This window comes from Pseudomonas sp. zfem002 (assembly GCF_032621685.1).
GTDB classification, from domain to species: Bacteria; Pseudomonadota; Gammaproteobacteria; order Pseudomonadales; family Pseudomonadaceae; genus Aquipseudomonas; species Aquipseudomonas japonica.
In genome coordinates, this window is record NZ_JAVYJH010000001.1 from 508,220 (window position 1) to 526,011 (window position 17,792).

The window sequence follows — 17,792 nt, forward strand, 5'->3', positions numbered from 1 at the left end:
AAATCTCGATGGGCGCTCGTGGTGTCGCCGACCAGGCGCGAGCCCGGTCAGCGACCGGCGGGGTTACTCGTTGTAGATATCCAGATCGCCGACGTACTTCTGCTGGATCTTCGCGAAGGTGCCATCGGCCAGCACCGCGGCGATGCCCTTGTTGAGCAGGGCCTTGAGTTCGGCGTCGTTCTTGCGCACGCCCATGGCGATGTCCAGCGGCAGGGTCGGATCCTTGATCGCCGGGCCGCTCTGGAAGTCGGCGCCTTCGGGCTTGGTGAGGAAGTTGAGCTGGGCTTCCAGCTTGTCGGTGACGGTGGCGTCGAGACGGCCATTGATCAGGTCGGCGTAGTTCTGGTCCTGGGCCTGGTAGGCCTTCACTTCGGCCCCCAGCGGCGCCAGCTTGGCGCGGGCGTAGGCTTCCTGCAGCGAGCCCTGCAGCACGCCGACCTTCTTGCCCTTGAGGGATTCCGGGGTTTCGCCGAAATCGGCGCCCTTGCGCACGATCACCGAGGTCGGGCTGAGGAACAGGCGGTCACTGAAGTCGATCTGCTTCAGGCGTGCCGGGGTGACCGCCATGGACGACATGATGGCGTCGAACTTGCGTGCGCGCAGGGCCGGGATCATGCCGTCGAATTCGTTGTGGACCCAGGTGCATTTGACTTCCAGCTTGGCGCAGATCGCATTGCCCAGTTCGATGTCGAAGCCCTGCAGGCTGCCGTCGGCGGCGACGGATTCGAAGGGTGGGTATTCGGGGAAGACGCCAAAGCGGATTTCTTTCCAGTCCTGGGCCTGGGCCGCGCTGGCGCAGAGTGGCAGGAGCAGGACGCCGAGAAGTTTTCGCAGTGAAGTCATAGAGGTGGTCCCTGTGTTTTGTAGTTGATGTAGGGCAGTGAAACGCTTCGTAGGCCTGGGCCTCGTGGTCTTGTAATGACTGTTCGGTCGGGGCTCAGGATGCGCGATGACAGCGGATTTTTTGTGTCGTTCGGGCCGGTGCCGACCACCGGAATATGCTGTTAGTGCTGCATCGGCAGCCGATTCGGCTGGGGCACCTCCTGTTTTGGCTTTGCGACAGCGGTTTCCGATCCGCCGCGGGCCTGCCGCGGCGGATTCGGCTGGGTCAGGCGCGCTTTTTCTGCACCGCGGCCACCGCGGGCTGAAGCAGGGCGTAGAGGTCTTTCGGGTCGCGCAGGTCCGGTACCAGCTCGATCTCGCTGCCGACCTCCAGGGCCCTGGCCACATCCAGCACGTAGCGCAGCGCCGAGTAGTCCTCGATGGCGAAGCCGACGGAGTCGAACAGGGTGACCTGGTCGGGGGCCTGGCGACCCTCGATCTCGCCGTTCACCAGCTGCCAGAACTCGGTCACCGGCGAGTCGGCCGGCATCTGCTGGATCTCGCCTTCGATGCGGCTCTGCGGTTCGTATTCGACGATCACCCGGGCGCGCTCGACGATGTCGCGGTGCAGCTCGGTCTTGCCCGGGCAGTCGCCGCCGACGGCGTTGAGGTGCATGCCCGGCTCGATCATCTCCGGGGTGAGGATGGTCGCGCAGGCCTTGTCGGCGGTGACCGTGGTGACGATATCGGCGCCGCGCACCGCGTCCGCCACCGAGGCCGCCTTGACCAGGCGGATGCCCGGGTAGGCGGCGAGGTTGGCGGCGAGCTTGTCGGTGGCCTGCGGGTCGAGGTCGTACAGGCGGATCTCGTCGATACCCAGCAGGGCATGGAAGGCGATGGCCTGGAACTCGCTCTGCGAGCCGTTGCCGATCAGCGCCATGCTGCGGCTGTCCGGGCGGGCCAGGTAGCGTGCGGCCAGGGCCGAGGTCGCGGCGGTGCGGATCGCCGTGGTCAGGGTCATTTCGCTGAGCAGCAGCGGCTTGCCGGTATCGACATCGCCGAGGGCGCCGAAGGCCATCACCGTGAGCATGCCGTGGCGGGTGTTCTTCGGATGGCCGTTGACGTACTTGAAGGCGTACAGGTTGGCGTCGGAGGCCGGCATCAGCTCGATCACGCCGTCCGGCGAGTGGTTGGCCACCCGCGCGCATTTTTCGAAGTCGTGCCAGCGCAGGTAGTCCTGGCGGATGTACTCGGCCATTTCCTCGAGGCAAGTGGTCAGGCCCTGGCGGGCAACCAGGTGGCTGAGATCGGTCACGTCGATATAGCGGGTCATGATGGCGTCCTTCTGCTAGGCGGTTTCAGTTGCGAACGGGCAGGTGCACTTCGGCGAGCATGCAGCGCGCGCTGCCTCCACCGATGCGTTCGATATGGTCGATGTTCACCACCACCGGGTGGCTGTGGCGTTCGGCCTGGCGGCGTTGCGCCGGGCTCAGCGAATTCCAGGCGCTGCGCGACATCACCAGCAGCGGCTGGCCTTGTTTGTCGTGCACTTCGAGCATGTTGCCGGCGAAGCCTTCGAGCTGGTCGAAGTCCAGGGCCAGGATGTCCTTGCCGGTGTCGCGCAGGCTGCGTTCGAGACCATGGCGTTCATCGGCGTCGGGCAGGGCGTCGAGGCAGACCACGGCGAGCTGGCGGCCGACGCTCATCATCACGTTGCTGTGGTAGATCGGCGCCTGGTGGCGGTCGACCGCGTGGAACACGCAGAGCCGGTAGTCCAGGCGTTCGGCGAACTGGCGCAGCGCTTCGGCGTGGGTGCGCCCGGAGTGGCAGGCGTAGCTGATACGGTGCTCACGATCGAGGACCATGCTGCCGGTGCCTTCGAGGAAGATGTCCTGCTGCTCCAGCGGGCTGAGGTCGATGGTGCTGTGCACGGCGAAGCGTTCGTCGAGCACCCGCAGTACGCCCTTGTCGCGTTCCAGGCGGCGGTTGCGGCCTTCCATGGGATACAGCACCAGGCTGCCGTCGGCGTGGCTGCTCCACCAGTTGTTGGGGAAGATCGAGTCCGGGGTGTGCGGTGCCGGGGTGTCCTGCACCACCAGCACCTCCACGCCATGCTGGCGCAGGGTATCGACGTAGCCGTCGAATTCTTCCAGCGCTTTGCGCTGTGCCGCCTCGGCGTCCAGCACGGGCTTCTGGAAACGGTTGTTGAGGGCGGTGTCCGGGTTGAAGGCGAACCGCGCCGGGCGGATCATCAGGACCGTATTTGTTGTTTGCATCGGGGCACGCATCCGGGGGTTGGCGATGCGTCCATTGTCCTCCCGATGCCGCCGCAATCCCGGCTGAAGCGCGTCGGGCGCCCAGCCGGGAAAGCTGAAACCGGCGGTTTCGCAGCCGAATCGGCTGCCGCCCTTCAGTCGCGGATCTTCGCCAGTTCCCGCGCCAGGTACAGCGCGGTGCGGGCGCTGTGTTCACCGGCGAGCAGATGGGTGAAGGGCACATCGATCATGCGGTTCTCGCGCACCGCGCGCAGATGCGAGAGGGCCGGATGTCGGCGCAGGTAGTCGCGCTTGGCACTGGCCCGGGACCACACGGCGTCGGCCAGCAGGAGCACGTCCGGGTCGTGCTGCAGCAGGCTTTCCGCGTCCACGGTGACCCGGTGCAGGTCGATGTCGGCGAAGATGTTGCGCCCGCCGGCCACGGCGATCAGCTCGCTGACGAAGCCGCGCCGACCCTCGCTGTCGAGACCGCGGGTTTCGCTGTCGAGGTAGAAGACGGCCAGCGGCGGGTGCCCGGCGGCGATCGCGCGGGCTTTGTGCAGGTCGTCGCGCTGGCGGCTGATCAGTTCTTCCGCGCGGGCCGAGCGACCAAGTACCTGGCCGAGGCTGCGCAGGTCGTGTTCGGTGGCGGCGAAGCCGGACGCCGGTGGCGTGGCGCAGGCGTTTTCCAGCAGATAGCTGGCGATGCCCAGGCGAGCCAGGTCGTTGCGCGAGCCGACGCCATCGCGAAAGGCGCTGGCGAAGCCGCCGACCACCAGGTCGAAGCGCCCGGCGTAGAAGACTTCCTGGGACGGGTATTGGCGCGACAGCAGCGGCACGCCGCGGTAGCGGTTTTCCTTCAGGGCGCCGGCGTCGTCATCTATATAGCTGACCGCGGCCAGCGCGGGTCCTGCATCCAGTGCCAGCAACAGGTCGGCGGCGTGCTGGTTGAGGGCGAGAATGCGTTGTGGCGGCGTGTGCGTGAGCACCCGGGTTTCGCCGCAGTTGCGGTAGTCGAGGGCGTGGGCGCTGCCCAGACCCAGCAGCAACAGCCAGGCCAGGTGTTTCATTGCGCGTCTCCCTTGAGCAGCAGGTCGCGCACGGGCTGGCCGTCGACCAGGTGTTCGCGGACCAGGCGCCGGGCGTCGTCATGGCTGGCGATGCGGTACCAGCAACGGTCCGGGTAGACCGTCGCCACCGGCCCGAGGTTGCACGGGAACTGGCAATGGGTGCGGGTCAGCAGCACGCCGTCGGCGGTTTCCATGCGCTGTGCGGCGAGCAGCTCGTTGCGCACCGTCTTCCAGACTTTCAGTGCACCGCGCAGGGTGCAGCGCGGGCCGGTGCAGAGCATGACGTGGCGGGCATGGTCGGGGATGTGCGACCACTCCGGGTTGCTGGGGATGTCCTTTTCTTGCATGCGAGGGTCCTTGGCGAGAAGGGGCCGGTTGCCGGGGGCTGCTTTGCAGCCCTTCGCGACGGTTCGGCGCTCCGACAAGCTCGCTCCCACGGGAGGAGTGTGTCGCTACATTCTTGTGGGAGCGAGCTTGCTCGCGAAGGGCCGCAAAGCGGCCCCGGGCGCTTGGCATCAGAAGCTGTAGGTGTAGCGCGCCTCGGCGGTGAACGGCCGGCCCAGGTTGCTCACCCGGCGCGATCCGCTGTCCATGCTGGTGGTGTAGTCGCGGTCCAGCAGGTTCTCCAGCAACAGGCTCAGGCGGTGCTGGCGCTGGTTGTCGAGGTAGCGGTAGGCATCGGCGTCGACCACGCTGTAGTGGCCGTAGTCGATATCCCGCGGACTGATCACGCTGCCGATGTAGCGCACCGCCGCGCCGGCACCCCACATGCGGTCGGCGGACTCGTAGCCGACCCGGCTGCGGGCGAAGAAGTGCGGGATGTTGTTGATGGTCGCGCCCTTGCGCGATTCGCTCAGGTTGCGGGTCATGTCCGCCTGCAGTTGCCAGCGGTCGCTGAGCTGCACCTGGCCATCGAGCTCGAAGCCGCGCACGGTGATCTCGCCGTCGCCGTTGACCCACTGGCTGTCGACGATGGTGATCAGGTCCTCGATGCGCCGGTGGAACAGCGTGCCGCTGACGCTGTAGGGCTGGCCCTGGAGCAGATTGCTGTAGTCCAGGCCCAGTTCGGCATTGCGGCTTTTCTCGGCCTTGAGGTTGGGGTTGCCCATCTCGTCGCCCGGCTCGTTGACGTACAGCTGCTCGGCGTTCGGCAACTTGTAGGCCGAACCGAACTGACCGCGCAGCTTGAGGTTGTCGGTGAGGTCGTAGAGCGAGGTGAACATGCCCACGGTGGCGCTGTCGCCGCCGCTCAGATGCTCGCGGCGCACGCCGATGCTCGGGTGCCAGTCGGGCAGGGCGGCGATTTCCGGGCGCAGTTGCACATACAGGGCGTGGGCCTCGGCCTGGTTCTGGTCGATCTTCAGCACATCGTCCTTGCCCTTGTAGAACTGGTTGTCGCTGCCGAACACCAGGATGTGGCCACCGGGCAGCAGCGCCGTGCCCTCGGCCTGCACGCCCCAGTCGCTGAAGCCCCAGTAGTCGTTGTGGTTGAGCACCCGCGGGCTGCCGTCGACATTGTTGTAGACGCGGTTGTAGCGGGTGTCCCAGTCGTTCATGTGGCCCTTGACGAAGTAGCTGAAGTCTTCGTTCAGGTGCTGCTGGAAGGTCGCCGTGGCGATCTGCTGGACGCGGTCGTTGGTGGTGTTGCGGTTGGCGTCGGGGCGCAGGAAGTCGAGGCTGGCGGCGCTGTACTGGTAGAACAGTTCCAGGCGGCTGTCGTCGCCGAAGCTCTGCGCGGCCTTGGCGCCGAAGGTGTTGACCTCGTAGCCGCGTTTCCTGTCGCTGACCGTCCGGGTGATGTCGCTGCTGTGGTAGGGCTGGTAGCCCTCGGAAATGTTGTGGCTGACATAGGCCAGCAGGCCGAGATCGCCCCAGCCGTTGCTGAAGATGCGCTCGATGCGCGCATCGCCGTTGCGCCCGGCGAAGCTGTCGACGCCCAGGTTGACCTGGCCGGAGGCCGCGCGGGACTGGGCGTTGCGGGTGACGATATTGATCACGCCGGAGACCGCCTGGGTACCGAACAGCAGGCTCTGGCCACCCTTGAGCACTTCGATGCGTTCGATCGCCGCGGCGGGCAGGGTGTCGATGTAGATCCCGCCGTAGAGGCGGTTGTTCAGGCGCACGCCGTCGAGGAGGATCAGCGTGTCGTCGTTGCGCCCGCCCAGCAGCGAGTAGGTGCCGTAGTCGAACGGGCCCTGCTTGGGCGCGACGTACAGGCCGGGGACGAACATCTGCAGGACGCGGGTGATATCGGCGCTGGGGCCGGCGCGTTCGATCTGCGCGCGTTCCACCACTTCGACCTTGCTGCCGTAGCGGGCCATCTGCGCGATGGTGGTGGATTCCACCGGGGGTGCCGAAACGATCTGCTGGTCCAGGGTCAGCGCCGCCGCGAGTGCGGCTTCGTTGCAGCCCAGAAGGCAGCCAATCAGCGAGAGATTACGTGTATTCATCGACTTCTCGAAAAGGAACTTTCGGGAAGCGCACAGGAGGGTACTGGCGAACGCGCGCCAGATTACCGGCTCGTGCCCGCCCACCGCAGGTTTGCCAAATGACTGATGAGTCCTTTCTCAGTCGCGATGTTTGCAGGCCGGTCTCCGGGCTTGCGAGGCTGGACGCATTCGCCTTCCCGTGCTTGCGCACAGTGGCCTTGTGAATGTGTCACTCGCTTACCGTTGCGGGGGCAGCGCCGGACTGGTCGTGAAGGACGCACCGGCTTCCCGTTTCACCTGCCGCGCGGCGGCGGCAGACACCTGAAAACGGGCGGCATCTGACCATCGGGATGACCGTTCGTCAACCTGGGTGGGGAAAATCGCTGGGTCGCGGGCAAAAAAAACGGCACCGCGAAGGGTGCCGTCGTCGTCGCGCCGCAGGCTTACTTGTGCAGCTCTTCCGCGGCGTACAGGGTGTTCTCCAGCAGGCAGGCGCGGGTCATCGGGCCGACGCCGCCCGGTACCGGGGTGATCCAGCCGGCGCGGGGCAGGGCGGTATCGTAGACCACGTCGCCGACCAGCTTGCCGTCTTCCTGGCGGTTGATGCCGACGTCGATGACGATCGCGCCTTCCTTGATCCACTCACCCTTGACCAGCCCTGGCTTGCCGGCGGCGACTACCACCAGGTCGGCGCGGCTGACGTGGCCGGCGAGGTCCTTGGTGAAACGGTGGGTGACGGTCACGGTGCAGCCAGCCAGCAGCAGTTCCATGGCCATGGGGCGACCGACGATGTTGGAAGCACCGACGACCACGGCATTCATGCCGTAGAGATCCTGGCCGGTGCTCTGCAGCAGGGTCATGATGCCTTTCGGTGTGCACGGGCGCAGCAGCGGGATGCGCTGGGCCAGGCGGCCGATGTTGTACGGGTGGAACCCGTCGACGTCCTTGTCCGGGCGAATGCGCTCGAGCAGCAGGGAGGCGTCGAGGTGGGCCGGCAGCGGCAGCTGCAGGAGGATACCGTCGATGTTCGCGTCATCGTTGAGGCGATCGATCAGGTCGGTCAGTTCCTGCTGGCGGGTAGTGCTCGGCAGGTCGAAGGCCTGCGAGATGAAGCCGACTTCCTCGCAGTCCTTGCGCTTGTGCGATACGTACACTTGGGAGGCGGGGTCGTTGCCAACCAGGATCACCGCCAGGCCCGGGGTCCGCAGACCTTGCTGGCGACGTTCAACGACACGTTGGGCGATCTGCTGGCGCAGGCTGGCGGCGATCGCCTTGCCGTCGATAAGTTGTGCAGTCATGACGGGTGATTAACCATCGAGAGAAAAAAAGAGCGCGCATTCTCTCATGAGCAGGCCGAAGGGCAAAGGCGCTTGGTCCGGCAATTGCCCTAAGCCCTTCAATAAAATGAATTTTTTTGAGAAACATATTGACGATGTGACAGGCGGTCTATAAGATGCGCCTCACTTGTCGGGCAGGGCCTAGCACTGGTTAGCAAGGTCGGGCAAAATGAGCGGATTTTGGCTTGTTTGGTACGGCTAAACGTTAATTTGTAATCGCAAGCGAAAGCAGATTAAATATGCGCCCGTAGCTCAGCTGGATAGAGCATCCGCCTTCTAAGCGGATGGTCGCAGGTTCGAGTCCTGCCGGGTGCGCCAATCAAGGCAGCTTTGGCACAAGTAACAGCAATATGGTGGACGTAGCTCAGTTGGTAGAGCGCAGGATTGTGATTCCTGTGGTCGAGGGTTCGATTCCCTTCGTCCACCCCATATTCCAGAAGGCGCCTGATGAAAGTCTGGCGCCTTTGCTTTAGATGCTTCACGCGGACGTGGTGAAATTGGTAGACACACTGGATTTAGGTTCCAGCGGCGCAAGCTGTAAGAGTTCGAGTCTCTTCGTCCGCACCATTCATGCTTTCACCGCCTTGCGCTGAGGTGTGAGAAAGCCGCAAGTCAGCAACATATGGTGGACGTAGCTCAGTTGGTAGAGCGCAGGATTGTGATTCCTGTGGTCGAGGGTTCGATTCCCTTCGTCCACCCCATATTTCGAAAGGCGCCTGATGAAAATCAGGCGCCTTTTGTGTTTTTGGCTTGTCGTTTCGTGTAGAGGTTTTGCTGCTTGCGACGGCTAGTAACCGCTGAATGAAAACTGATAGATTTCAGCCGGTTGACAAAAAGCCGGCAGGCCGGCGAACAGGTAGAAAGATGATTGCAAAAGAATCCCGCCAGGCGCTCGCGCTGGAGCGCTTCGCTCAGGCCAATCCGCAGTTGCTCGCGGAAATCGCCGCCTTGAGTGAAACCGAGCAGCAGCAACAGATTCAGTGGGCGTTCGAGGACGAGGCCCAGGAGCAGGGCATCGAGCCCTGGGAGCTTACGCTGCGCCTGATTGCCGAGTCGCCGCAGGAGCTGCAGGCCATGCGCCTGGAAGTCCACCGCGAAGTGGCGCAGGCGCTGGGGATGAGCTGGGAAGAGTACTGCGACTTCAACGAGATCGACGGTCGCGCTTCCTGAGCCTGTTGTCGATTCATTGTTCCGGGCGACGCAAGCGCTCTGTTTCGCGCGGTGTGGCGTTATCGCCCGGGCGTCCGGGTTATTGTCGAAATCAAAGAGGGTCGGCGCCATTCGCCTCCGGGTCGAACAGGGTGACTTCTGGTGTGTGAGCTACTAGAATGCTTGCCCTTGATTCTGGAGTCGGGTATCGCCGGCTAACGTCTGTGCAACGAGGAATATTCATGCAAGTTTCTGTTGAAAATACTTCCGCTCTCGAGCGTCGTATGACCATCGCCGTTCCGGCAGAGCGCGTCGAGACCGAAGTCAACAAGCGTCTGCAACAGACTGCCCGTCGCGCCAAGGTTCCAGGCTTCCGTCCTGGCAAAGTGCCGATGAGCGTGATCCGTCAGCGTTATGAAGACGCCGCCCGTCAGGAGGCTTTCGGTGATCTGGTCCAGGCTTCCTTCTATGAAGCCGTGGTCGAGCAGAAGCTGAACCCGGCTGGCGCCCCTGCCGTCGAGCCAAAATCGTTCGAAAAGGGCAAGGACCTGGAATTCGTCGCCATTTTCGAAGTTTTCCCTGAGTTCACCGTTGCCGGCTTCGACTCGATCGCCGTCGAGCGCCTGAGCGCCGACGTCGCCGACGCCGACCTGGACAACATGCTGGAAGTCCTGCGCAAGCAGAACACCCGTTTCGAAGCCGCCGACCGCGCTGCCCAGAACGAAGACCAGCTGAACATCGATTTCGTCGGCAAGATCGACGGCGAAGCCTTCGCTGGCGGTTCGGCCAAGGGCACTCAACTGGTACTGGGCTCCGGCCGCATGATCCCGGGCTTCGAAGAAGGCCTGGTCGGTGCCAAGGCTGGTGAAGAGCGCGTTCTGACCCTGAACTTCCCCGAGGACTACCAGAACCTCGACTTGGCTGGCAAAGCCGCCGAGTTCACCGTCACCGTCAACAGCGTTTCCGAGCCCAAGCTGCCTGAGCTGAACGAAGAGTTCTTCGCTCAATTCGGCATCAAGGAAACCGGTCTGGACGGCTTCCGCACCGAAGTTCGCAAGAACATGGAGCGTGAACTGCGCCAGGCGATCAAGACCAAGGTCAAGAACCAGGTAATGGACGGCCTGCTGGCTGCCAACCCGATCGAAGTGCCGAAAGCCCTGCTGGAAAACGAAGTGAACCGCCTGCGCGTTCAAGCCGTCCAGCAGTTCGGTGGCAACATCAAGCCTGAGCAACTGCCGGCCGAGCTGTTCGAAGAGCAAGCCAAGCGCCGTGTCGTGCTGGGCCTGATCGTCGCCGAAGTGGTCAAGCAGAACGAACTGAAGCCGGACGAAGATCGCGTTCGCGAACTGATCCAGGAAATGGCTTCGGCCTACCAGGAGCCTGAGCAAGTTGTGGCCTGGTACTACAAGAACGACCAGCAGATGAACGAAGTTCGTTCGGTTGTGCTGGAAGAACAAGTTGTAGATACTGTCCTGCAGAAAGCGACTGTGACCGACAAGTCGGTCTCTTACGAAGAAGCCGTCAAACCAGCACAGGCACCTGCCGCCGCTGAGTGATTTCCTCCTTCGTAGGAAAACCCCACAAGCCAGCCTTCGCGCTGGCTTGTGCGTATTCAAGCCATGACTATTTGGGAGTGAGTGCAGGACATGTCCCGCAATTCTTATATTCAGCAGAGCTCTGACATCCAGGCCGCCGGTGGCCTGGTCCCGATGGTTATCGAGCAGTCCGCCCGTGGCGAACGTGCCTATGACATCTACTCGCGCCTGTTGAAGGAGCGTGTGATCTTCCTGGTGGGTCCTGTAGAGGACTACATGGCCAACCTGGTAGTGGCGCAACTGCTGTTCCTTGAAGCGGAAAACCCGGACAAGGATATCCATCTGTACATCAACTCCCCGGGCGGTTCGGTGACTGCCGGCATGTCGATCTACGACACCATGCAGTTCATCAAGCCGGACGTCTCCACCATCTGTATCGGCCAGGCCTGCAGCATGGGCGCGTTCCTGCTGGCTGCCGGTGCCGCCGGCAAGCGTCACTGCCTGCCGAACTCGCGGGTGATGATTCACCAGCCGCTGGGCGGCTTCCAGGGCCAGGCGACCGATATCGAGATCCACGCCCAGGAAATCCTCAATATCAAGTCGCGTCTGAACGAGCTGCTGGCCCATCACACCGGCCAGGATCTGGAAACCATCAAGCGCGATACCGAACGCGACAACTTCATGAGCGCCCAGCGCGCGGCCGAGTACGGCCTGATCGACTCGGTCTACGACAAGCGGCAACTGGTATCCTGATCCCGGATGCCAGAGCGGGCAGGTGCGGAAAGCGCCTGCCTGCGGACTTGAAAAAGCCCGCAATTGCCTTCATCTTGTGTTGCAAGCCTACCGGATTGGATCGATCGAATGACTGACACCCGTAACGGCGAGGACAACGGCAAATTGCTCTATTGCTCCTTCTGCGGCAAAAGCCAGCATGAAGTGCGCAAGTTGATTGCCGGCCCCTCGGTATTTATCTGCGACGAGTGCGTCGACCTGTGCAACGACATCATCCGCGAGGAGGTGCAGGAAGCCCAGGCCGAGAGCAGCGCGCATAAATTGCCTTCGCCGAAAGAAATCAGCGCCATCCTGGACCAGTACGTCATTGGTCAGGAGCGCGCGAAAAAGGTTCTGGCCGTAGCGGTGTACAACCACTACAAGCGTCTGAACCAGCGCGACAAGAAATCCGACGACGTCGAACTGGGCAAGAGCAACATCCTGCTCATCGGCCCGACCGGCTCGGGCAAGACCCTGCTCGCGGAAACACTCGCTCGCCTGCTGAACGTACCGTTCACCATCGCCGACGCCACTACGCTGACCGAAGCCGGTTACGTGGGCGAAGACGTCGAGAACATCATTCAGAAGCTGCTGCAGAAGTGTGATTACGATGTGGAAAAGGCCCAGATGGGCATTGTCTACATCGACGAAATCGACAAGATCTCGCGCAAGTCCGACAACCCGTCGATCACCCGCGATGTTTCGGGCGAGGGCGTGCAGCAGGCATTGCTCAAGCTGATCGAGGGCACCGTTGCCTCGGTTCCGCCGCAAGGTGGCCGCAAGCACCCGCAGCAGGAGTTCCTGCAGGTCGACACGCGCAACATCCTGTTCATCTGCGGTGGTGCCTTCTCCGGCCTGGAGAAAGTCATCCAGCAGCGCTCCACCCGCGGCGGCATCGGCTTCGGTGCCGAAGTTCGCAGCAAGGAGGAGGGCAAGAAGGTTGGCGAGTCGCTGCGTGAAGTCGAGCCGGACGATCTGGTCAAGTTCGGCCTGATTCCCGAGTTCGTCGGTCGTCTGCCAGTCCTGGCGACGCTCGATGAGCTGGATGAGGCCGCGCTGATGCAGATCCTGACCGAGCCGAAGAACGCCTTGACCAAGCAGTACGGCAAGTTGTTCGAGATGGAAGGCGTGGATCTGGAGTTCCGCAGCGATGCGCTGAAATCGGTCGCTCGCAAGGCACTGGAGCGCAAGACCGGTGCCCGTGGCCTGCGTTCGATCCTCGAAGGCATCTTGCTCGACACCATGTACGAGATTCCTTCGCAGAAGGATGTCAGCAAGGTGGTGATCGACGAGAGCGTCATCGATGGCACCTCGCAGCCGCTGTTGATCTACGAGAACAGCGAGCCGCCAGCCAAAGCCGCACCAGACGCCTGAGTCTGAGAGGCAGTGAAACCAGCAAGGGGCCTACGGGCCCCTTTGCTTTTCCTGTCATGGAGCTTGTTTTTTTCCGGGGCTGCCCCCACATTAACTCCAAGCTCAAATTTCCATCGGATTACGGCCACAGGGCCGCTGTAGAGGCGAAATCATGAAGACAACCCTCGACTTGCCTCTTTTGCCATTGCGCGATGTCGTTGTTTACCCGCACATGGTCATCCCGCTGTTCGTGGGGCGTGAAAAGTCCATCGAGGCCCTCGAGGCTGCGATGACCGGTGAGAAGCAAATCCTTTTGCTGGCTCAGAAGAATCCAGCCGATGATGATCCGGGTGAAGACGCCCTCTATCGCGTCGGCACCATCGCTACCGTTCTGCAACTGCTGAAACTGCCCGATGGCACCGTCAAGGTGCTGGTCGAGGGCGAGCAGCGCGGCACTGTCGAGCGCTTTGTCGAGGTGGATGGGCACATTCGTGCCGAAGTCGCGCTGATCGAGGAAACCGACGCCGCCGATCGCGAATCCGAAGTCTTCGTCCGCAGCCTGCTGTCGCAGTTCGAACAATACGTCCAGCTGGGCAAGAAGGTCCCGGCTGAAGTCCTGTCTTCGCTCAACAGTATCGACGAGCCGGGCCGCCTGGTGGATACCATGGCGGCGCACATGGCGCTGAAGATCGAGCAGAAGCAGGAAATTCTCGAAATCATCGATCTGGCCACTCGTGTCGAACACGTACTGGCATTGCTGGATGGCGAAATCGACCTGCTGCAGGTCGAGAAGCGCATCCGCGGTCGGGTCAAGAAACAGATGGAGCGCAGTCAGCGTGAGTACTACCTGAATGAGCAGATGAAGGCCATTCAGAAGGAGCTCGGCGACAGCGACGAAGGTCACAACGAGGTCGAGGAGCTCAAGAAGCGTCTCGAGGCTGCCGGCCTGCCGAAGGATGCCTACGCCAAGGCGCAGGCCGAGCTGAACAAGCTCAAGCAGATGTCGCCGATGTCCGCCGAGGCCACGGTGGTGCGTTCTTACCTCGACTGGTTGGTGCAGGTGCCGTGGAAGGCCCAGAGCAAGGTGCGCCTGGACCTGGCCAAGGCCGAGGAAATTCTCGATGCCGATCACTATGGCCTGGAAGAGGTCAAGGAACGCATCCTCGAGTACCTCGCGGTGCAGAAGCGGGTGAAGAAGATTCGTGGGCCGGTGCTGTGCCTGGTCGGTCCGCCCGGCGTCGGCAAGACCTCGCTGGCCGAGTCCATCGCCAGCGCGACCAACCGCAAGTTCGTGCGCATGGCCCTGGGTGGCGTGCGTGATGAAGCCGAGATCCGTGGTCACCGCCGGACCTACATCGGTTCGATGCCGGGACGCCTGATCCAGAAAATGACCAAGGTTGGTGTGCGCAACCCGCTGTTCCTGCTCGATGAAATCGACAAGATGGGCAGTGACATGCGTGGCGATCCCGCCTCGGCGCTGCTGGAAGTGCTCGATCCGGAGCAGAACCACAACTTCAACGATCACTATCTGGAGGTCGATTACGACCTGTCGGACGTGATGTTCCTCTGCACCTCCAACTCGATGAACATTCCGCCGGCGCTGCTGGACCGGATGGAGGTCATTCGTCTGCCTGGCTACACCGAGGACGAGAAGATCAACATCGCGGTCAAGTACCTGGTGCCTAAGCAGGTCAAGGCCAATGGTCTGAAGAAGACCGAGCTGGAAGTCGACGTGACGGCCATCCGCGACATCATCCGCTACTACACCCGCGAAGCCGGCGTACGTGGCCTGGAGCGGCAGATCGCCAAGGTCTGCCGCAAGGTGGTCAAGGAATACACCGGGCAGAAGCAGGTGGTGGTCAAGGTCGACGGCGATCGCCTGGAGCACTTCCTCGGCGTGCGCAAGTTCCGTTATGGTCTGGCCGAGCAGCAGGACCAGGTCGGCCAGGTGACCGGCCTGGCCTGGACGCAGGTCGGTGGCGAGTTGCTGACCATCGAGGCCGCGGTCATTCCCGGCAAGGGTCAGTTGATCAAGACCGGCTCGCTGGGCGATGTCATGGTCGAGTCGATCACTGCCGCGCAGACCGTGGTGCGCAGTCGTGCGCAGAGCCTGGGTATTGCGGCCGACTTCCACGAGAAGCGTGACACTCACATCCACATGCCGGAAGGCGCGACACCGAAGGATGGCCCGAGTGCCGGTATCGGCATGTGCACTGCGCTGGTTTCCGCCTTGACGCAGATTCCGGTGCGCGCCGATGTGGCGATGACCGGTGAAATCACTTTGCGGGGCCAGGTGCTGGCGATCGGTGGCCTGAAAGAGAAATTGCTGGCCGCCCATCGTGGTGGAATCAAGACTGTGATCATTCCGGAAGAGAATGTGCGTGATCTGAAAGAAATTCCTGACAATATTAAGCAGGATCTTCAGATTAAACCGGTCAAATGGATTGACGAAGTCCTCCAAATTGCGCTGCAATACGCCCCGGAGCCCTTGCCGGATGTGGCTCCCGAGATTGTCGCCAAGGATGAAAAACGCGACAGTGATTCCAAGGAACGAATCAGCACGCATTAATCAGTATTTAGCCGGGTGGCCCATCTGACCGTATTAGGTCCTTGCCTTAAGAGGCACTCAAGTGTCATGGGCCACTTGGCGTTGATTCCAGCTATACATAGTTAGAAACAAACTCAAATAGAGATAAGGGGACTTAGAGTGAACAAGTCGGAACTGATTGACGCTATCGCTGCTTCTGCTGATATCCCGAAAGCTGCTGCTGGCCGTGCGCTGGATGCAGTCATCGAATCTATCACCGGTGCCCTGAAGGGCGGTGACTCCGTGGTTCTGGTCGGCTTCGGTACCTTCTCGGTAACTGATCGTCCTGCTCGTGTTGGCCGTAACCCGCAAACCGGCAAGACTCTGGAAATCCCTGCTGCCAAGAAGCCTGGCTTCAAGGCTGGCAAGGCGCTGAAAGAAGCCGTCAACTGAGACGTTCTTTTCAGGCTATCGCCTAGTCGGGCCGGCCTTGGCGGCTGGCTCGTCGGCGGAGCGGAAACGATCACCCATTCGTCTGCTCCGCCCGTTACGAGAAGGCGCATCCCCGGATGCGCCTTTCTTCTATCAGGACTCTACCCACGCTCCGCGGTTGTGCAGCCGCCACAGCCGTTTCTGGGGGACGCATGCTGCAAAATATCAGGGACAATTCACAAGGTTGGATTGCCAAGACCATCATCGGTGTCATCGTGGTACTGATGGCGCTGACCGGCTTCGACGCCATTTTCCAGGCCGTCAGCCATAACCAGGATGCTGCCAAGGTCAACGGTGACACCATCAGCCAGAACGAGCTGAGCCAGGCTGTCGAGACGCAACGTCGGCAACTGATGCAACGGCTGGGCAAGGATTTCGACCCCTCTCTGCTGAACGACGCCATGCTGCGTGAAGCTGCGCTGAAAGGCCTGATCGAGCGCCAGTTGCTGCTGCAGGGCGCGCGTGATGCGAAGTTCTCCTTCTCCGAGGCCGCGCTGGATCAGGTGATCCTGCAGACGCCAGAGTTCCAGGTGGACGGCAAGTTCAGTGCCGAGCGTTTCGACCAGGTCATTCGCCAGCTGGGCTACGGTCGTATGCAGTTCCGCGAAATGCTCGCTCAGGAAATGCTGATCGGCCAACTGCGTGCAGGGCTTGCCGGCAGTGGTTTCGTGACCGATGCCCAGGTTGAAGCCTTCGCTCGTCTGGAGAAGCAGACCCGTGATTTCGCCTCGCTGACCTTCAAGGCCGACCCGGCCGCCGTCACTGTCAGCGATGAGCAGATCAAGGCGCACTACGAGCAGCACGCCAAGGAATTCATGAGCCCCGATCAGGTCGTCATCGACTATATCGAGCTGAAGAAGGCCGCGTACTTCGACCAGGTCAAGGTCAACGAGGACGAACTGCAGGCGCTGTACCAGAAAGAAATCGCCAACCTCGCCGAACAGCGCCATGCCGCGCACATCCTCATCGAGGTCAACGACAAGCAGGATGAAGCCCAGGCCAAGGCCCGCGTCGAGGACGTCCAGCAACGCCTGGCCAAGGGCGAGGACTTTGCGGCGTTGGCCAAGGAGTTCTCGCAGGATCCTGGTTCGGCGAACAACGGCGGTGACCTCGGTTACGCCGGCAAGGGTGTCTATGATCCGGCCTTCGAGGATGCGCTCTATGCGCTGAACAAGGACCAGGTCTCCGCTCCGGTACGTACCGAGTTCGGTTTCCATCTGATCAAGCTGCTGGGCGTGCAGGCGCCGGAAGTACCGACCTTCGCCAGCCTGAAGGACAAGCTGACCCGCGAGCTGAAGACCCAGCAGGTCGAGCAGCGTTTCGTCGAGGCCACCAAGCAACTGGAAGACTCGGCCTTCGAAGCCTCCGATCTGGCCCAGCCAGCCCAGGATCTGGGTCTGCAGGTACAGACCTCGGCACCGTTCGGTCGTGAAGGGGGTGATGGCATCACCGCCAACCGTCAGGTGATCCAGGCCGCGTTCAGTCCTGAAGTGATGGACGAAGGCGCCAACAGCTCGGCGATCGAACTGGATCCGGAAACCGTGGTGGTCGTGCGGGTCAAGGAACACCGCAAGCCTGAACAGCTGCCGCTGGAAGCCGTGTCCGGTCCGATCCATGACCATCTGGCTCAGGAGCAGGCTACTGCTGCCGTGAAGAGCAAGACCGAGGCCCTGATCGCCGGCCTGCGCGATGGCAAGATCGCTTACCAGGCGGTGCAGGATGGCCAGAGCTGGAAGGTCCATGAAGCGGCTACCCGCATGCAGGAAGGCGTCGATCCAGCCGAGCTGCAGGCACTGTTCCGCATGGGCAAGCCGGAGGCCAAGGACAAGCCGGTGTATTCCACCGTCACCCTGGCGGATGGCAGTGTCGTCGTGCTGCGCCTGAATGGCGTCAACGAAGGCAGTGCGGCCAGCGAGGAAGAGAAGGGCGAGTACCGCCGCTATCTTGCCTCCCGTGCCGGTCAGCAGGACTTCGCGGCATACCGCAAGCAACTGGAAGCCAAGGCGGAGATCACTCGTTACTGAGTGAGGTCGCAGATAAAGGAAAGCCCGC

The 17,792-nt window shown here is 62.2% G+C and carries 14 protein-coding genes, 4 tRNA genes and 1 riboswitch; of the genes, 11 read left to right on the plus strand and 7 right to left on the minus strand.

Features of this window, described 5'->3' with window-relative positions; genetic code table 11:
- Window positions 1-63 precede the first annotated feature (63 nt).
- The 7 genes from RTI28_RS02245 to folD all read right to left on the minus strand — a co-directional run bounded on the left by RTI28_RS02245 (window position 64) and on the right by folD (window position 7,874).
- Window positions 64-843 carry an ABC transporter substrate-binding protein gene (locus tag RTI28_RS02245; RefSeq protein ID WP_316918926.1) on the minus strand — a complete coding sequence of 260 codons (780 nt, stop codon included), beginning with the start codon at window positions 841-843 and terminating at the stop codon, window positions 64-66.
- 265 nt (window positions 844-1,108) lie between these two features.
- Window positions 1,109-2,155, minus strand: a complete 1,047-nt coding sequence (locus RTI28_RS02250) for an ornithine cyclodeaminase (protein WP_316918927.1) — start codon at window positions 2,153-2,155, stop codon at window positions 1,109-1,111.
- 25 nt (window positions 2,156-2,180) lie between these two features.
- Window positions 2,181-3,098, minus strand: a complete 918-nt coding sequence (gene ctlX, locus RTI28_RS02255; RefSeq protein ID WP_316918928.1) for a citrulline utilization hydrolase CtlX — start codon at window positions 3,096-3,098, stop codon at window positions 2,181-2,183.
- A gap of 134 nt (window positions 3,099-3,232) precedes the next feature.
- The gene (locus RTI28_RS02260) at window positions 3,233-4,147 is read right to left on the minus strand and encodes an ABC transporter substrate-binding protein (RefSeq protein WP_316918929.1); all 915 of its coding nucleotides are present in this window, start codon (window positions 4,145-4,147) and stop codon (window positions 3,233-3,235) included.
- Window positions 4,144-4,494 (minus strand): (2Fe-2S) ferredoxin domain-containing protein, encoded by a 351-nt coding sequence (locus tag RTI28_RS02265; RefSeq protein ID WP_316918930.1) that lies wholly within the window; start codon window positions 4,492-4,494, stop codon window positions 4,144-4,146. Before RTI28_RS02265 ends, RTI28_RS02260 begins: the two co-directional genes overlap by 4 nt.
- A 168-nt stretch (window positions 4,495-4,662) precedes the next feature.
- Window positions 4,663-6,597: a TonB-dependent receptor gene (locus RTI28_RS02270; protein ID WP_316918931.1), complete on the minus strand. Its 1,935-nt coding sequence runs from the start codon at window positions 6,595-6,597 to the stop codon at window positions 4,663-4,665.
- Window positions 6,598-6,714: 117 nt separating this feature from the next.
- Window positions 6,715-6,916: riboswitch (cobalamin riboswitch) on the minus strand.
- A 103-nt stretch (window positions 6,917-7,019) separates the two neighbouring features.
- A complete protein-coding gene (gene folD / locus RTI28_RS02275) occupies window positions 7,020-7,874 on the minus strand; it encodes a bifunctional methylenetetrahydrofolate dehydrogenase/methenyltetrahydrofolate cyclohydrolase FolD (RefSeq protein ID WP_316918932.1) in 855 nt (284 codons plus the stop codon).
- A gap of 280 nt (window positions 7,875-8,154) precedes the next feature.
- On the opposite strand from folD, the gene RTI28_RS02280 reads away from it, so the two are divergent.
- The 11 genes from RTI28_RS02280 to RTI28_RS02330 all read left to right on the plus strand — a co-directional run bounded on the left by RTI28_RS02280 (window position 8,155) and on the right by RTI28_RS02330 (window position 17,764).
- Window positions 8,155-8,231 (plus strand) — tRNA-Arg (locus RTI28_RS02280).
- A 35-nt stretch (window positions 8,232-8,266) separates the two neighbouring features.
- A tRNA-His gene (locus RTI28_RS02285) sits at window positions 8,267-8,342 on the plus strand.
- 53 nt (window positions 8,343-8,395) lie between these two features.
- Window positions 8,396-8,480, plus strand: a tRNA-Leu gene (locus RTI28_RS02290).
- Between the two features lie 58 nt (window positions 8,481-8,538).
- Window positions 8,539-8,614 (plus strand) — tRNA-His (locus RTI28_RS02295).
- 163 nt (window positions 8,615-8,777) lie between these two features.
- Window positions 8,778-9,083, plus strand: a complete 306-nt coding sequence (locus tag RTI28_RS02300) for a DUF6388 family protein (protein WP_316918933.1) — start codon at window positions 8,778-8,780, stop codon at window positions 9,081-9,083.
- Between the two features lie 221 nt (window positions 9,084-9,304).
- Complete coding sequence (gene tig / locus RTI28_RS02305; protein WP_316918934.1) at window positions 9,305-10,618, plus strand: trigger factor; 1,314 nt, start codon at window positions 9,305-9,307, stop codon at window positions 10,616-10,618.
- Window positions 10,619-10,708: 90 nt separating this feature from the next.
- Window positions 10,709-11,350: an ATP-dependent Clp endopeptidase proteolytic subunit ClpP gene (gene clpP, locus RTI28_RS02310; protein WP_075802447.1), complete on the plus strand. Its 642-nt coding sequence runs from the start codon at window positions 10,709-10,711 to the stop codon at window positions 11,348-11,350.
- Window positions 11,351-11,458: 108 nt separating this feature from the next.
- Window positions 11,459-12,742: an ATP-dependent Clp protease ATP-binding subunit ClpX gene (clpX, locus tag RTI28_RS02315; protein WP_042126250.1), complete on the plus strand. Its 1,284-nt coding sequence runs from the start codon at window positions 11,459-11,461 to the stop codon at window positions 12,740-12,742.
- A 151-nt stretch (window positions 12,743-12,893) separates the two neighbouring features.
- Window positions 12,894-15,290 carry an endopeptidase La gene (lon, locus tag RTI28_RS02320; RefSeq protein WP_316918935.1) on the plus strand — a complete coding sequence of 799 codons (2,397 nt, stop codon included), beginning with the start codon at window positions 12,894-12,896 and terminating at the stop codon, window positions 15,288-15,290.
- A 138-nt stretch (window positions 15,291-15,428) separates the two neighbouring features.
- Window positions 15,429-15,701 (plus strand): HU family DNA-binding protein, encoded by a 273-nt coding sequence (locus tag RTI28_RS02325; RefSeq protein WP_316918936.1) that lies wholly within the window; start codon window positions 15,429-15,431, stop codon window positions 15,699-15,701.
- A 191-nt stretch (window positions 15,702-15,892) separates the two neighbouring features.
- Window positions 15,893-17,764, plus strand: coding sequence for a SurA N-terminal domain-containing protein (locus tag RTI28_RS02330; RefSeq protein WP_316918937.1), 1,872 nt, complete (start codon window positions 15,893-15,895; stop codon window positions 17,762-17,764).
- Window positions 17,765-17,792 lie beyond the last annotated feature (28 nt).

Bases quoted from the DNA above. Each gene is read 5' to 3' on its own strand.
- RTI28_RS02245 (WP_316918926.1), bottom strand. From the start codon at position 843: ATGACTTCACTGCGAAAACTTCTCGGCGTCCTGCTCCTGCCACTCTGC.
- RTI28_RS02250 (WP_316918927.1), bottom strand. From the start codon at position 2,155: ATGACCCGCTATATCGACGTGACCGATCTCAGCCACCTGGTTGCCCGC.
- ctlX (WP_316918928.1), bottom strand. From the start codon at position 3,098: ATGCAAACAACAAATACGGTCCTGATGATCCGCCCGGCGCGGTTCGCC.
- RTI28_RS02260 (WP_316918929.1), bottom strand. From the start codon at position 4,147: ATGAAACACCTGGCCTGGCTGTTGCTGCTGGGTCTGGGCAGCGCCCAC.
- RTI28_RS02265 (WP_316918930.1), bottom strand. From the start codon at position 4,494: ATGCAAGAAAAGGACATCCCCAGCAACCCGGAGTGGTCGCACATCCCC.
- RTI28_RS02270 (WP_316918931.1), bottom strand. From the start codon at position 6,597: ATGAATACACGTAATCTCTCGCTGATTGGCTGCCTTCTGGGCTGCAAC.
- folD (WP_316918932.1), bottom strand. From the start codon at position 7,874: ATGACTGCACAACTTATCGACGGCAAGGCGATCGCCGCCAGCCTGCGC.
- RTI28_RS02300 (WP_316918933.1), top strand. From the start codon at position 8,778: ATGATTGCAAAAGAATCCCGCCAGGCGCTCGCGCTGGAGCGCTTCGCT.
- tig (WP_316918934.1), top strand. From the start codon at position 9,305: ATGCAAGTTTCTGTTGAAAATACTTCCGCTCTCGAGCGTCGTATGACC.
- clpP (WP_075802447.1), top strand. From the start codon at position 10,709: ATGTCCCGCAATTCTTATATTCAGCAGAGCTCTGACATCCAGGCCGCC.
- clpX (WP_042126250.1), top strand. From the start codon at position 11,459: ATGACTGACACCCGTAACGGCGAGGACAACGGCAAATTGCTCTATTGC.
- lon (WP_316918935.1), top strand. From the start codon at position 12,894: ATGAAGACAACCCTCGACTTGCCTCTTTTGCCATTGCGCGATGTCGTT.
- RTI28_RS02330 (WP_316918937.1), top strand. From the start codon at position 15,893: ATGCTGCAAAATATCAGGGACAATTCACAAGGTTGGATTGCCAAGACC.